Raw genomic sequence first — 15,165 nt, forward strand, 5'->3', positions numbered from 1 at the left:
GACCCTGCGGCGCGCGGACGCCGCCCATCCCGCTGCGACCCGCGTGGTGCTGCCGGACCGACGGCCGGCCGTGGCCCTGCGCGGACGCCCGGCTGCTGCGAGGCGGAGTTCGACGCGGACCCCACCCACCCCGGACGACGTCCGGGCCCCGCCGAATCCGTGCAGATCTTGGACAGTTTCCGTCACGGCCTGACGGAAACTGTCCAAGATCTGGTGGTGGGGCGGCGCTCAAGGGCGAAAGCTGTTCGGATGCTGCCCGCCGACGACGCCGACGCACTCGACTGGCTCGCCTTCGAGCAGGCGGGCGTGCTGACGACCGCGCAGGTCGCCGGGTTGCTCAGCGAGGGGCGGGTGCGGGGCCGGATTCGCTCCGGTCGGTGGCGGTCGGTCTGCCGCGGGATCCTGCTGGCCGGCAACGGTCGGCTCACCCGCGACCAACAACTCTGGGTGGCGGTGCTGGCGGCCGGGCCGGGGGCGGTGCTCGCCGGGGTGTCCGCCGCTGCCGAAGCCGGGGTACGGGGACTGCGACGCGAGCCGCTGCACGTGCTGGTGCCGGCAGCCCGCCGTGCCGCGCGGACCACCCTGCGTCGACTTCCGATCGACATGCCCGCCGTCCTGGTCCACCGCACGACGGTCCTCCCCGAGGCCCATCTCCAACGTGCCCGCCCACCGCGTACCACGACGGCGCGGGCCCTGGTGGACGCGGCGGGCTGGGCGACCGGCGTGGACGAGGCACAGTCGGTGCTGGCCGCCGGTTGCCAGCAACGCCGGGTGCTGCCCGCGGAGTTGCAGGCGGTGCTCGACGTCCTCCCTCGGGCCCCCCGTCGGCGGCTGATCGGGCAGACCATCAGCGACATCGCGGGCGGCGCACAGGCGCTCTCGGAGATCGACTTCCTGCGGCTGTGCCGCAGGCACCGGCTGCCCGCTCCGGACCTGCAGGAACACCGGGTCGACGCGGCCGGCCGGAACCGCTGGCTGGACGCGTACTGGCGGGAGTGGCGGGTGCAGGTGGAGATCGACGGCGCACACCACATGGACGCCAAGCAATGGGCGGCCGACATGCGTCGGCAGAACGACGTGTGGACCGACGGCGACCGGATTCTGCGCTTCCCGGCCTGGCTGGTCCGCGCCCGCCCGGACGAGGTCGCCGACACCGTCCGCCGCGCCCTCATCGCTGCCGGCTGGACCCCCACCGCGCCCCTGCGCCACCCGACGCAGAAATGAATCTTGGACACTTTCCGTCAGCCGATGACGGAAAGTGTCCAAGATTTCGAAGCTTCGACGGGCGGGTGCCCGTCACTCCTTCTCGATGGTGACCTTGCTGGGCTTGGCGCTGCGCTCGTCGGTGGTCGGCTTGGTGGGTCGCTTGCCGTTCTCACCGGTGCTAGTGATCTTGGTGGGCTTGGCGCCCCGGCCACCCTCGCCCGGAACGGCGGCCACTGTCGGCTCCCCGTCCACCCCGGCGCTCGCCGTGCCGCCGTCCACTGTGGTCACCGGCTCGGCTACCGGCCGGCTCGTGGACTGGCCGGACTCGTCCGCACCGCCGTTCACTGGCTGCCTGGTGTCGGCGGGCTCCGTCTTCAGCCCGGTGCCCGTACCCGGCCCGGAGGCCGCGCCGGCGGCAACGTTCACGCCGTCGTCCCCACCACCGGGCACGCCCTCGCTCGCGCTGGCGTCGCCGGCCGGCGCGGTCGGGCCGTCGATCGGACCGGCCACACTCTGCAACCGCAGCTCCGACATCTGACGCTGGAACTCGTCGGACTCCTGCCGGGCCTTCCAGGTCTCCTGCCGAAGATCCGCCAACTGCTGCTGGGCCTGGGCGATCTCCAACATCACCTGGGCCAACTGCTGACGGCCCGCCGCCGACTCCTGCTGGGTCGCCGCCAGGTGCTGCTGAGTGGTGGCCAGGTGCTGCTGCGTGGTGGCCGCGTACTCCTCGAACTGCCGCCGGGACGCCGCGACATGCTCGTCGGCCTTGCGGCGCTTGTCGCTGGCCTCGGCCTCGGCCTGGCTCAGCAGCTCGGCAGCCTCCGCCTCGGACCGCTGGCGCAGCGCCGCCGCGTCCTGCTCGGCCGCCTGCCGGACGCCGGCCGCGCCCTGCTCGATCTCGTTCTTGCGAGCCGTGTACTCGGTCTCCAGCTCGTTCTTGCGACCGGAGTATTCGGTCTCCAGCTCGTCCCGACGGGTGGTGAACCCGCTCTCCAGCTCCTGCTGACGGCTGACGAGCCCGGCCTCCAGCTCCTGCTGGCGCGCCGCGTGCTGCTTGTCCAGCTCGTCGCGACGCTTGGCGAACTCCTGCTCGGCCGCGGACCGTCGCTGCGCCAGCTCCCGGTCGGCCGCCTCCCGACGGGAGTTGACCTCCTGCTCCACCCCGGCCCGCCACGCGCCCAGCTCCTGCTGGGTCTGCGCCCGGGTGTGCTGCACGTACGCCTCGGTCTCGGTGCGCATTCGCTGCACGTACGCCTCGGTCTCGGCCCGGCTGCGCTTCGCCGACTCGGTGGCCTGCGTCGTCAGCCGCTCGGCCTCCTGCTGTGCCTTGGCGCGGGTGGCCCGCCCGGCCATCGACGCGTCGTCGATGATCTGCTTGGCCTCCTGCTGCGCCTTGGCGTGGGTGGCCCGCCCGGCTTCGGTCGCCGTGTCGGTGAGCCGCTTGGCCTCCTGGAGAGCCTTGGCATGCACCTCCTTGGCGGCATCGCGCAGATCGCTGGCCTCCTGCCGGGCGTTGGCCAGCGTCTCGCGGGCCGTCTCGCGCAGCTTGGTGGCCTCCTGCTGGGCCCGGGTGTGGATCTCCTTGGCGGAATCCCGCAGCTGGGTGGCCTCCTGCTGGGCCTTCGCCAGAGCGTCCTGCGCGGCCTTGCGCAACTGCGCCGACTCGTCCTTTGCCGACCGCAGGGCCGCGTCCGCCTCGGCCCGCTGCGCGGCGCTGTGCCGCTCCTCCTCCGCGCGTCGGGCGGCGAGGGCGATCTCGAAGTCCTTCAGAGCCCGCGCGGCCTGCTCGCGGGCCTCCTCGACGATGTTCTCGGCCGCGGCACGACGGGCCTCGATCTCCCCGTTCGCGTCGCCGAGGATCTGCTCCGCCTGCTCCTCGGCGAGAGTGAGGATCGACTCGACCCGCGGGCCGAGATGCCGGAACGACGCCCGGTCGACCACGTTCATCTGCTTGCGCACCTGGGTCAGGTCGCGCTGGAGAACCTCGACCTGGCCGGCGAGCTTGTGGATCTGTGTATACGCCTGTTCCCGTTCGGAGGCGAGGGTCGCGATCTCGTGCTCAGCACGTGCGACATAACGGTCGACCTGTTTCTTCTCGTACCCCCGCAGAGCGGACTCGAAGCTGGGCTCCGTCGTCACGTCCCCGCCGAGAGCGAACAGTTCCTCGCCGTGCGACATGCCCCCATCCTCACACGCAACGGGCCCTGCTGGGGCGATACGGACGGGCCTTGTGGGAGCTACTTCACTCCGTTGCGGTCAGCGAATACCAGGGGTTAGGAAACGCATACGGCGCGAGGTGGCACCGGTTACCCGGTGTCACCTCGCGCCGTCGATGCCCCGATCTGACGCCTCGCGTCAGCCGGCGGTCTCCGCGGGGACCCGCTCCTGACCGCCATCGGTCTTCTTTGCTGCTTCCGGCTTGGCAGCCGGAGCGGCCTGCGCCGGCATTCCCGGAACGATGCCAGCGAGGCCGGAGAGCATCTGACCCAGCTGCGACGTGACAGCGTCCTTCTGCCGGGTGAGATCCTCGACCTCGCGGCGGGCGGCCTGCGTGGTCAGCTCCGCCTCGGTGCGGGCCTCGGTGAGCAGGCGCTGCGACTCGGCCTTCGCCTCGTTGAGGGTCTTCTCCGAGTGGGCCTTGGCCTTGTCGACCGTCTCGGCGGCGTTGCGCTCCGACTCGACCCGCCGCGCCTCGGCGCGCTGCTCGATCTCCTTGGCCCGCTCCTGCGCGGCCCGGGCACGCTGCTCGGCCTCGCTGACCATCTTCTGGCTCTGGGCGACCTGGGCGGCGTGCCGCTCGGACTCCTCGCGCTCGGCCTTCTCCCGCCGCTCGGCCAACTGGAGCTCCAGGGCCTGCAGGTCCTTGTCGCGCTTGTCCCGCGCGTCGGTGAGCAGCTTGGTCGCCTCGGCGCGCTTCTCCTCAGCCTCGCGGGCGGCCTTCGCCCGCTGCTGGGTGATCTCCCGCTCGGCGGTGGCCCGCAGGGTGGCGACCTCCCGCTCGACTGTCGACTTCAGCTCGGCCACCTCGTGGGCGGTGACCGTACGCAGCTGCTTGGTCTCCCGGTCGGCGTCGGCGCGCAGCGTGTCGGCCTCGCGGCGAGCCTGCACCCGGACCTCGGCGGCCTCGCGCTCGGCGGCCGTACGCAGGTTGCCCGCCTCGCGCTCGGCGCTCGCCTTCATGGCGGCGGCCTCGGCGCGGGCCTTGTCGGTGATCTCGCGGGCCTCGAGGCGGGCGGCGGAGAGGATGCCCTCCGACTCGCGCTTGGCCTCGTTGCGGTGGTCGTTGGCCTGCTCCTCGGCGAGCCGGAGGATCTGCTCGACGCGCGTGCCGAGCCCGGAGAGGGTGGGTCGGCTGTTCTCTTCGAGCTGCTTGTTCGTCTCGGTGAGCTTCTGCTCCAGCGCACTCATGCGCTGCTCGGCCTGGCGGAGCCGACGCTGGGCGTCGTTCATCCGCTGCTCGGCCTCGGCACGGGCCTGCTCGGACTGGGTCAGCGCGGCGGTCATCCGGCCGAGGAAGTCGTCGACCTGATGGGTGTTGTATCCGCGCAGGCCAACGGTGAAATCTGGCTGCGAGTTCGCGTTATCGAAGAACGCGAGAGGGGAGGACTGCTGCTGGGGCATTGGGACATACTGGCAGACGCCCCAGGGTGCTTCGCAAGAGCGGTGCGAAGCTTTCGTGCCCTCTTTACATGGTCAACTCCCGCGATCGGCGAGGTTGGACCAATCGGCGATCTTGGCAGGTCCCGGCGGGTCGGACGCCACGCAGCGTGACGCGGAAAAGGGCCCCGGGGTTACCCCGAGGCCCTTTGTTCGATCCGGGTGGCTTATCCGCTAATGGGGGCGGAAGAACAATGAGCGATCAGCGCAATGGTCATGCGGCGTTCCACCGTCCGGCCGGGACCCGCCTCGGCGCTCCGGACGCCGGTCGGTGACCGCGGGCCGGCGGTGCCGGTCGGTGACCGCGGGCCGGCGGTGCCGGTCAGTGATCCCGGGCCGGCGGTGCCGGTCAGTGACCCCGGAACCGGTTGATCGCGTCCTCGTGTCGGGCCCGCAACTCCCCGTCGCGTACGCCCAGCCCGTCGGTGGGTGCGAGGCAGCGCACGCCGACCTTGCCCTGGTGGGCGTTGCGGTGCACCTCGTACGCGGCCTGGCCGGTCTGCTCCAGCGGGTAGGTGCGGGACACCGTCGGGTGCACCTTGCCGAGCGCGACCAGCCGGTTGGCCTGCCACGCCTCGTGGTAGTTGGCGAAGTGGCTGCCCACGATCCGCTTGAGGTGCATCCACAGGTAGCGGTTGTCGTACTGGTGCAGGAAGCCGCTCGTGGAGGCGCAGGTGACGATGGTCCCACCGCGCCGGGCCACGTAGACGCTGGCGCCGAACGTCTCCCGGCCCGGGTGCTCGAACACGATGTCCGGGTCCTCGCCGCTGGTCAGCTCGCGAATCCGTTCGCCGAAGCGCCGCCACTCGTCCGGGTCCTGCGTCTCCTCGTCCTTCCAGAAGCGGAAGCCCTCCGCGGCCCGGTCGATGACCAGCTCCGCGCCCATCCGGCGGCACAGCTCGGCCTTCTCCGGCGAGGACACCACGCAGACCGGGATCGCGCCGCCGTTGAGTGCCATCTGGGTGGCGTACCCACCGAGGCCGCCGGACGCGCCCCAGATCAGCACGACGTCGCCCTGCTTCATGTTGGCGCCGTGGTGCGAGACGAGCTGCCGGTACGCGGTGGAGTTGACCAGCCCGGGACTGGCCGCCTCCTCCCAGCTCAGGTGCCGCGGCTTGGGCATCAGCTGGTTGGCCTTGACCACCGCCAGCTCGGCCAGCCCGCCGAAGTTGGTCTCGAAGCCCCAGATCCGCTGTTGCGGGTCGAGCATCGTGTCGTCGTGCCCGGCCGCGTCCTCCAACTCGACGGAGAGGCAGTGCGCGACCACCTCGTCGCCGGGGGCCCAGCGGGTCACCCCGGGGCCGATGCGCAGCACCACGCCCGCCGCGTCCGAGCCGACCACGTGGTACGGCAGGTCGTGCCGGCGGGTCAGCTCGGAGACCCGGCCGTAGCGCTCCAGGAACTTGAAGGTGGGTAGCGGCTCGAAGATGCTGGTCCACACCGTGTTGTAGTTGATCGCGCTGGCCATCACCGCGATCAGCGCCTCGCCCGGCGCCAGCTCCGGTGTCGGCACCTCCTGCACGTGCAGGGCCTTGCGGGGGTCCTTGTCCCGGGTGGCCATACCGTCGAACATCCGGGCTTCCTCGGCGCGGACCACCACGCCCCGGTAGCTCTCCGGTACGGGCAGCCCGGCGAGGCCGGCGAGTTCGCGGTCCGGATCGTTCGATTCCTCCGCCGCCATGATCGCTTCGAGGATGTCCTGCACGGTGACCTCCGGTTCATCCGCACCCGCACGGGCCCGGGTGCTGCCATCGTCGGCGCCGGTGGGCACGACCGCCATGTCGGCATTCGACACATCCGGCACCGGTCGCGCTCCTGTGGGGCCGGACGTTACTGAACGGTAGCTAGGCCGGGAAGTCCTCTGTGAAAAACTGCATCCGCCGATGCGTGAAGGTGTCCAGCCACCCCGTCAACCGCGCACTGACGTGCGCGCACCGGGCCCTGCCGGTCGCCACCCCCTGTTGATCAAGAGCTTTCGGTCACTCGAGGGGCCCAGGCTGACGCAAACCTCTTGATCAACCAGGGGGTGGCAGGGCGGGGCAGGGGGTGGCAGGGGGCAGGGCGGGGCAGGGGTGGGTGGGTCAGTGGGGGGTGGCGGCGGGTTGGACCAGTTCGACGAGGACGCCACCGGCGTCCTTGGGGTGGACGAAGTTGATCCGGCTGTCCGCGGTGCCACGCCTCGGAGCGTCGTAGAGAAGGCGCATGCCGCGCTCGCGGAGCGCCGCGCAGGCCGCGTCGATGTCCACCACCGTGTACGCGACCTGCTGCACGCCCGGCCCGTTGCGGTCCAGGAACTTCGCGATCGTCGACTTCGGGGTGAGCGGGGCGAGCAACTGCACGCAGCCCCCCTCGGTGGTCGGCCCGACGGCAAGCATCGCTTCCCGGACGCCCTGCTCGGTGTTGGTCTCCACGTGTACGCAGCGCATCCCGAACGTCCGCTGGTAGAAGTCGATAGCGGCGTCCAGGTCGGCCACGGCGATCCCGACGTGGTCAATCTTGCGAAGTCCGATGTCTGTGACGTAGTCCGCACCGGGCTCGACGGGGGAGTTCTCTGCCATGGCGCTAGTCTGGCCGAACAATCGTTAAGGCGTACAGCTCGGCACCCCCTTCGGAGGCAGGCATGGCTTCGGTGATCGTCAGCGGCGCGCGGACCCCGATGGGCCGGCTGCTGGGCAACCTCAAGGACCTCCCGGCCACGAAGCTCGGCGGGATCGCCATCAAGGCGGCGCTGGAGCGTGCCGGCGTCAGCCCGGACCAGGTCCAGTACGTGATCATGGGGCAGGTGTTGCAGGCCGGCACCGGTCAGATCCCGGCTCGGCAGGCGGCGGTCGAGGCCGGCGTGCCGATGTCCGTGCCGGCGCTGACCATCAACAAGGTCTGCCTCTCCGGCCTGGACGCGATCGCCCTGGCCGACCAGCTGATCCGCGCCGGCGAGTTCGACATCGTGGTGGCCGGCGGCATGGAGTCGATGACCAACGCCCCGCACCTGCTGATGGGCCAGCGCACCGGCTACAAGTACGGCGACGTGGTGGTCAAGGACCACATGGCGCACGACGGGCTCAGCGACGCCTGGGACTGCTGCTCGATGGGCGAGTCGACCGAGCGGCTCGGTGCCAAGCACGGCATCTCCCGCGAGGAGCAGGACGCCTTCGCCGCCGCCAGCCACCAGCGGGCCGCCGCCGCGCAGAAGAACGGCCACTTCGCCGACGAGATTGCCCCGGTGGTCATCCCGCAGCGCAAGGGTGACCCGCTGGTGATCACCGAGGACGAGGGCATCCGTCCGGACACCACAGTCCAGTCGCTGGCCAAGCTGCGCCCCGCCTTCGCCAAGGACGGCACCATCACCGCCGGCAGTTCGTCGCCGATCTCCGACGGCGCCGCCGCGGTGCTCGTGATGAGCAAGGCCAAGGCGAAGGAACTGGGGCTGACCTGGCTGGCCGAGATCGGCGCGCACGGGAACGTTGCGGGCCCGGACAACTCCCTGCACTCGCAGCCGTCCAACGCGATCAACCACGCCCTGAAGAAGGGTGGCCTGAGCGTCGCTGACCTGGATCTCATCGAGATCAACGAGGCGTTCGCGCAGGTCGGCGTCCAGTCCACCCGGGACCTCGGGATCAGCCCGGAGAAGGTCAACGTCAACGGCGGCGCGATCGCGCTGGGGCACCCGATCGGCATGTCCGGCGCGCGCCTCGTCCTCACCCTCGCCCTGGAGCTGAAGCGGCGCGGCGGTGGCACCGGCGCTGCCGCGCTGTGTGGCGGCGGTGGCCAGGGCGACGCGCTGATCATCCACGTGCCGGGCAAGGCCGAGACCAGCCAGTGAGCGCGAGGAGTGAGCCGGTCCTGCGAGCCCCGCGGTCGCGAACGGGGATGGCGCAGTGAGCGAGGCTGAGCACGTCCCGGCAGCGGGCACCACGTCGGTGCGCCGCAGCCGGGACGTACCGCTGCTGGTCGAGCGGGCCCGCACCGGCGACCCCCGCGCGGTGGCTCGCCTGATCACGTTGGTGGAGAACGGTGACGCGCTGTTGCCGGAGATCGCCGCGGCGCTGGCACCGTACGCCGGGCAGGCCCAGGTGGTCGGGCTGACCGGTTCGCCCGGGGTGGGCAAGTCGACCACCACGAACGAGCTGGTCCGCGCGCTGCGGGCGCGTGGGCACCGGGTGGGTGTGCTGGCGGTCGACCCGTCCAGCCCGTTCACCGGCGGAGCGATCCTCGGTGACCGGGTGCGGATGCAGGACCACGCCACCGATCCGGGCGTCTACATCCGGTCGATGTCCAGCCGGGGGCACCTCGGTGGGCTGGCCGCGGCTACGCCGCAGGCGGTTCGGGTGCTGGAGGGCGCCGGCTGCGACGTGGTGCTGGTGGAGACGGTCGGCGTCGGGCAGGCCGAGGTGGAGGTCGCCTCGCTCGCCGACACGACGCTGGTGCTGCTCGCACCCGGGATGGGCGACGCGATCCAGGCGGTCAAGGCCGGCATCCTGGAGATCGCCGACGTGTTCGTGGTCAACAAGGCGGACCGGGACGGCGTCGACGCCACCGTCCGTGACATCCAGGGCATGATCGCGCTCGGTGAGCGCGGGCCGGGGCAGTGGCGGCCCCAGGTGGTCCGGTCGGTCGCCGCGCGGGGCGAGGGCATCGACGACATCGCCGCCGCCATCGACAAGCACCGGGGCTGGCTGGTCGAGCACGGCGAGCTGCGCCGCCGCCAGGAGGCGCGGGCCGCCGCCGAGATCGAGGCGATCGCGCTCGGCACCCTCCGCTCCCGGATCGGCTCGCTGCGCGACGGTACGGAGTTGGCCACGCTCGCCACAAAGGTTGCCGAGGGCGCTACCGACCCGTACACGGCGGCTGACGAGTTGCTCGCCCAGCTCGCGCGCTGACCCCGCGACCCGCCGGCCGGCGCGTCCACCTGGAGGAACCCGATCGGCACCGTCCGGTGCGGACCGACGCCGTCGCCCGTGCGCCGCACGCCCGCAAGCGAAGGTCGCTCCGGTTTTAGTAGGCTCGCCGCGCGTGGCCGCGAGCGGGGCTTCCGCGAAGCGGGCTGACGAGCCGATCGGTCCACAGTGCACCCGGGACCAGGGGAGATGTGATCATGACGGACGCGGTGGAGAACGCCGGCGCAGTGCAGCCCGCGACGGGTGCGGCCCGGGGTGTCACGTCGGTTTCCGACGAGGTCGTGGAGAAGATCGCCGGGGCGGCCGCTCGCGCGGTGCCCGGTGTCGCCGATCTCGGCGGTGACGTGTCGCGCTTCTTCAACAGCGTGCTGGACAAGATCGGCCTGGACGAGGTGGGCGACGCTCGGCGGGGCGTCTCGGCCGACGTGAAGGGCAGCTCGGCCATCATCAACGTGGTCCTGGTGATCGACGCCGGGCACGTCGTGGCCGACGTGACCGAGGCGGTGCGGGCCGCGGTGATCGAAGCCGTGGAGAATTACGGCCTGACTGTCACCCAGGTCAACGTCACTGTGGACGACATCGAGCTGAACCAGCCGGGGGCGGCAGCCGGAGCCTGAGGCGTAGCTGCCCAACAACCTGACGGCTGACTCGGTGGTGTGAGGAGCAGGAGCGACTGTGGACCTGGAAGCAACGCGGGAGCTGACCAGGGCGTCGGTGCCGGCTGGCGGGACGACGCAGGTCGCCGACGAGGTGATCGAGAAGATCGCCGTCGCGGCGGCCCGCGCGGTGCCCGGCGTGGCCGACCTGGGCGGGGACGTCGCCCGGTTCTTCAACGCGGTTCTCGACCGGGTCGGGCTGGACCAGGTGGGTGACGCCCGACGGGGTTGCTCGGCCCACGTGACGGGTGACGCCGCAGTGGTCAACCTGGTGTTGGTGATCCAGGCCGGTCGACAGGTGGCAGAGGTCAGCGGTCAGGTGCGCGCTCGAGTGACCGAGGCGGTCGAGACCTTCGGGCTGCGGGTCGATGAGGTCAACATCCGGGTCGACGACCTGGCGATCAGCGAAACCCCCACCACGCCCCCAGCCTGAACGGTGCGCGGCGCGATCTGACCCGATTTTCACGTCGATCATGTAGTCGTGGTGGCCATCCTGTGGCGACGGCAGGGATTTGTGCACCACCACAACTCCAGGGTCGACGCGGGCGCTCGCCGTTACTCGTCGGTACGGGCCTGACTTAGCGATCGTTCAGGTAGGGGCCTTACACTCGACGTGCAGTCGAGGACCCGAGGAGGAGCCCTGCTCATGGACGCCGACGAGATCGACGCCGGACGGGCGCGCTGGCAGGCCCGGTACGACGCCGCCCGCAAGCGGGACGCGGACTTCACCACGCTCTCCGGAATGCCGGTGGAGCCGGTGTACGGGCCGCCGGAGGGCGCCACCTATCCGGGCTTCGAACGGATCGGATGGCCGGGTGAGTATCCGTACACCAGGGGTTTGTATCCGACCGGCTATCGCGGGCGGACCTGGACGATCCGGCAGTTCGCCGGCTTCGGCAACGCCCAGCAGACCAACGAGCGCTACAAGATGATCCTCGGCGCCGGCGGCGGCGGGCTCTCGGTGGCGTTCGACATGCCGACGCTGATGGGCCGCGACTCGGACGACCCGCAGGCGCTCGGCGAGGTCGGCCACTGCGGCGTGGCCATCGACACCGCCACCGACATGCAGGCGCTCTTCGACGGCATCGACCTGGCCGGCGTGACCACCTCGATGACCATCTCCGGTCCGGCCGTGCCGGTGTTCTGCATGTACCTGGTCGCCGCCGAGCGGCAGGGCGCCGACCTGTCCAAGCTGGACGGCACCCTGCAGACCGACATCTTCAAGGAGTACATCGCGCAGAAGGAGTGGCTCTTCGACCCGGAGCCGCACCTGCGCCTGATCGGCGACCTGATGGAGTACTGCGCCCGGGAGATCCCGCGCTACAAGCCGCTGTCGGTCTCCGGCTACCACATCCGTGAGGCCGGCTCGACCGCCGCGCAGGAGTTGGCGTACACCCTGGCGGACGGCTTCGGCTACGTCGAGCTGGGTCTCTCGCGTGGGCTCGACGTGAACGTGTTCGCGCCGGGGCTGAGCTTCTTCTTCGACTCGCACCTCGACTTCTTCGAGGAGATCGCCAAGTTCCGTGCCGCCCGCCGGATCTGGGCCCGCTGGCTGCGCGACGTCTATGGCGCGACCAGCGAGAAGGCCCTGTGGCTGCGGTTCCACACGCAGACCGCCGGGGTGTCGCTGACCGCGCAGCAGCCGGTAAACAACGTCGTACGGACCGCCGTCGAGGCTCTCGCGGCGGTGCTCGGCGGCACGAACTCGCTGCACACCAACGCGCTGGACGAGACCCTGGCGCTGCCCACCGACGAGTCGGCCGAGATCGCCCTGCGTACCCAGCAGGTGTTGATGGAGGAGACCGGTGTGGTCAACGTGGCCGACCCGCTCGGCGGCTCCTGGTACGTGGAGGCGTTGACCGACAAGATCGAGGCCGAGGCGGAGGAGATCTTCGCCCGGATCCGGCAGCTCGGCGGGGACGGGCCACACCAGATCGGCCCGATGACCTCGGGCATCCTGCGCGGCATCGAGGACGGCTGGTTCACTGGGCACATCGCCGAGTCGGCCTTCGTCTACCAGCAGGCCCTCGAGAAGGGCGACAAGAAGATCGTCGGGGTCAACTGCCACACCGGCACCGTCGCCAAGGAACTGGAGATCCTGCGCATCTCGCACGAGGTGGAGTTGGAGCAGCGCCGAGTGCTCGCCGAGCGCAAGGGCGCGCGGGACGAGTCGGCGGTCCGCGGCGCGGTGACCCGGATGATCGAGGCGAGCCGTACCGACGAGAACATGGTCCCCGCCATGCTCGACGCGGTCCGCGCTGAGGCGACCCTGGGCGAGATCTGCGACGCCCTGCGCGCCGAGTGGGGCACCTACCGGGAGCCAGCCCGCTTCTAACCCCTGCCCGCAACCCCCACCCCGCCGATCTTGCAGTTTCTGCGCCGACATAAGGCATAAATGTGGCGTACCGGCGACAGGATGTGCAAGATCGCGGGGGTGGGGACGGGGGCGTGAGAGTTGCAACGTCGGGGTTGCGGGTGAGCTGAGATCGGGGGCTCACGTGCGAGACTAGGTAACCATGAGCGACCCACGGATCACCTCGTCGATCTTCACCCGCGGCGCGGTCGACCTCAGCACGCTGCGTGGCCCCGCACCAGCAAGTACCCGCCCCGGCACGCCCCCGCAGGGCGGCCCGACCAACGGCGCCCCCGGCGCGCCCACCGCCGGCGGTGACACCGCCATCGTGGACGTCACCGAGGCGACCATCCAGTCCGACGTGCTCGAACGCTCGATGGCCACGCCCGTCGTCGTGTTCTTCGGTGCGGCCGGCTTCCCGGAGAGCGACGAGTTCGCCCCGGTCCTGGAGCGGCTGAACGCCGAGGGCGGCGGCACCTGGGTGTTGGCCCGGGTCGACGTGCAGGAAAATCCCCGAATCGCCCAGATGTTCCGGGTGCAGGGCGTCCCCATGGTCTACGCGGTCGTCGGCGGCCAGCCGGTTGACGCCTTCTCCGGGGTGGTTCCCGAGGCTCAGCTGCGGCAGTGGATCCAGGCCGTCCTCAAGGCCGGTGGCGTGACCGTCGCCGAGCCGGAGGACCCCCGGCTCGACGAGGCGGACGACGCGCTGATGAGCGGCGATCTGGATGCCGCCGAGCAGGCGTACCGGAAGATCCTCGCCGACGCCCCGGCGGACGCCGCGGCGACGGCGGGGCTGGCCCAGGTCGGGGTCGCCCGCCGGGTGGCCGGCGCCGACCCGTCCACCGCGCTGGCCGCCGCCGAGAGCGCCCCCGACGACGTCGCCGCCCAACTGCTGGCGGCCGACATCGAGGTGCTCAGCGGCCTGGCCGAGCAGGCGTACGCCCGGCTCGTCGGTCTGGTCCGGCGCACCGCCGGTGAGGACCGCGAGACTGTTCGCCAGCACCTGGTTTCGCTTTTCTCCATCGCCGGCCCGGACGATCCGGCGGTCGCCTCGGCGCGTCGGGCCCTGGCCAGCGCCCTGTTCTGAGTTCGTAGCACGCCAGCGCGGGCCGGCGTTCCGGCCGGCCCGCCCGACCACCGAGGACGGGAGCTCACGATGCGCCGGATCGCCGTCCTCGACGCGCCGACAAATCTCGGTCTACGGCCGCCGACACCCACGTCGGTCCCGGGTTGTGCCAAGGCACCCGGGGCGCTGCGCGACCACGACCTGCTGGCCCGGCTCCGCGCCCGCGACGCCGGCTGCGTGACCCCCGCCCGGTACGACCCGGGCGACTGGCGACCGGGCGACGGGGTGTGCCACGCCCGGGAGATCGCCGACTACTCGTTGGCCCTCGCCGAACGCATCGGCTCGATCATCGACCGGGGCGAGTTCCCGGTGGTGCTCGGCGGCGACTGCTCAGTGCTCCTCGGCTCGGCCCTGGCCATGCACCGCCTCGGCGAGGCCGTCGGCGGGCGGATCGGGCTGGTCTTCGTCGACGGGCACTCCGACTTCCGGCACCCCGGCAACGCCTCCTACGTCGGCGCCGCCGCCGGCGAGGACCTGGCCCTGGTCACCGGGCGAGGGCAGGCCGACCTGGCCGCGCTGGAGGGCCGCCGGCCCTACTTCCGCGACATCGACGTGGTGGTGCTCGGCATCCGCGCCCAGGACGAATACCGGCTCGACCTCCAGGCGGCCGGGATCACCACCCGACCGGTGCCGGCGCTGCGTGCCGAAGGCGCAGCCCGGACCGCCCAGTGGGCGCACGAGCAACTCGCCGACTGCGCGGGCTACTGGGTGCACATCGACGTGGACGTGCTCGACCCGGCGGTGATGCCCGCCGTGGACGCCCCCGACCCGGGTGGGATCGCCTTCGCCGAGCTGGAGATCCTGCTCGCCGGCCTGGTCGACACCCCGCACTGCCTCGGCGTGGAGCTGACCGTCTTCGACCCCGACTACGACCCGGACGGCTCGTACGCGGCCGAGATCGTCAACACGGTGGTCGCCGGGCTGGCGCCGGTGACCGCCCCGGAAGCGGTGCCGCCCCGACTGCTGTCGGCCCGGCCCACGCCCTCCCCCCGGCGCGGCAACGGCCGGGCCGCGACCGCCACCGAGCGGCTCGACCGTGCCGAGCGTCCCGACCGTGCCGGGCGGCTCGACGGTCTTGCTGGGCTTGACGGGCTCGACCGCACTGAGCGGGTTGCGCGGCGTGATTTCCCCGCTGGCATCGCCCCTGCTGACATCGACCCCGCCGATGTCGGGCCTGCTGCGCTCGGGTCTGCCGATGGCGGGCCTACCGGCGTCGGTGTTCCGGGCGTCGGTCCGTCGGTGAGCGCGGTGCCATACGACGCCCCGGCC

General features: G+C 71.5%; 11 protein-coding genes and 1 pseudogene. 8 read left to right on the forward strand and 4 right to left on the reverse strand.

Annotated elements, in window-relative coordinates; genetic code table 11:
- The first annotated feature begins 249 nt into the window (after nucleotides 1-249).
- Nucleotides 250-1,224: an endonuclease domain-containing protein gene (locus OG992_RS26565; protein ID WP_266304562.1), complete on the forward strand. Its 975-nt coding sequence runs from the start codon at nucleotides 250-252 to the stop codon at nucleotides 1,222-1,224.
- 72 nt (nucleotides 1,225-1,296) lie between these two features.
- Here the strand turns inward: OG992_RS26565 and OG992_RS26570 are convergent, their stop codons facing one another.
- The 4 genes from OG992_RS26570 to mce form a co-directional block, all read right to left on the reverse strand.
- Nucleotides 1,297-3,387, reverse strand: a complete 2,091-nt coding sequence (locus OG992_RS26570; RefSeq protein ID WP_266304563.1) for a hypothetical protein — start codon at nucleotides 3,385-3,387, stop codon at nucleotides 1,297-1,299.
- 177 nt (nucleotides 3,388-3,564) lie between these two features.
- Entirely contained in the window at nucleotides 3,565-4,830 is a 1,266-nt protein-coding gene (locus OG992_RS26575) for a DivIVA domain-containing protein (RefSeq protein WP_266304564.1), read from the reverse strand.
- A gap of 385 nt (nucleotides 4,831-5,215) precedes the next feature.
- Nucleotides 5,216-6,571, reverse strand: a complete 1,356-nt coding sequence (gene ccrA / locus OG992_RS26580; RefSeq protein ID WP_266305279.1) for a crotonyl-CoA carboxylase/reductase — start codon at nucleotides 6,569-6,571, stop codon at nucleotides 5,216-5,218.
- Nucleotides 6,572-6,947: 376 nt separating this feature from the next.
- Nucleotides 6,948-7,424 carry a methylmalonyl-CoA epimerase gene (mce, locus tag OG992_RS26585; RefSeq protein WP_238687333.1) on the reverse strand — a complete coding sequence of 159 codons (477 nt, stop codon included), beginning with the start codon at nucleotides 7,422-7,424 and terminating at the stop codon, nucleotides 6,948-6,950.
- A 62-nt stretch (nucleotides 7,425-7,486) separates the two neighbouring features.
- Between mce and OG992_RS26590 the strand changes: the two genes are divergently transcribed.
- The 7 genes and pseudogenes from OG992_RS26590 to OG992_RS26620 form a co-directional block, all read left to right on the forward strand.
- On the forward strand, nucleotides 7,487-8,686 hold the full coding sequence (locus tag OG992_RS26590) for an acetyl-CoA C-acetyltransferase (RefSeq protein ID WP_238687332.1): 1,200 nt from the start codon (nucleotides 7,487-7,489) through the stop codon (nucleotides 8,684-8,686).
- Between the two features lie 55 nt (nucleotides 8,687-8,741).
- Nucleotides 8,742-9,743 (forward strand): methylmalonyl Co-A mutase-associated GTPase MeaB, encoded by a 1,002-nt coding sequence (meaB, locus tag OG992_RS26595; RefSeq protein ID WP_238687331.1) that lies wholly within the window; start codon nucleotides 8,742-8,744, stop codon nucleotides 9,741-9,743.
- Nucleotides 9,744-9,958: 215 nt separating this feature from the next.
- Nucleotides 9,959-10,378, forward strand: coding sequence for an Asp23/Gls24 family envelope stress response protein (locus OG992_RS26600; protein ID WP_266304565.1), 420 nt, complete (start codon nucleotides 9,959-9,961; stop codon nucleotides 10,376-10,378).
- Between the two features lie 58 nt (nucleotides 10,379-10,436).
- Nucleotides 10,437-10,850 (forward strand): Asp23/Gls24 family envelope stress response protein, encoded by a 414-nt coding sequence (locus OG992_RS26605; RefSeq protein WP_238687329.1) that lies wholly within the window; start codon nucleotides 10,437-10,439, stop codon nucleotides 10,848-10,850.
- Between the two features lie 213 nt (nucleotides 10,851-11,063).
- Entirely contained in the window at nucleotides 11,064-12,752 is a 1,689-nt protein-coding gene (locus OG992_RS26610; RefSeq protein ID WP_266304566.1) for a methylmalonyl-CoA mutase, read from the forward strand.
- A 181-nt stretch (nucleotides 12,753-12,933) separates the two neighbouring features.
- On the forward strand, nucleotides 12,934-13,857 hold the full coding sequence (locus OG992_RS26615) for a tetratricopeptide repeat protein (RefSeq protein WP_238687327.1): 924 nt from the start codon (nucleotides 12,934-12,936) through the stop codon (nucleotides 13,855-13,857).
- Between the two features lie 69 nt (nucleotides 13,858-13,926).
- Nucleotides 13,927-15,000: pseudogene (locus OG992_RS26620) on the forward strand (arginase family protein); the annotation flags it as partial.
- Nucleotides 15,001-15,165: the final 165 nt, after the last annotated feature.

Origin of the sequence: Micromonospora sp. NBC_00362, assembly GCF_026342155.1 — a bacterium.
GTDB lineage: Bacteria > Actinomycetota > Actinomycetes > Mycobacteriales > Micromonosporaceae > Micromonospora > Micromonospora hortensis.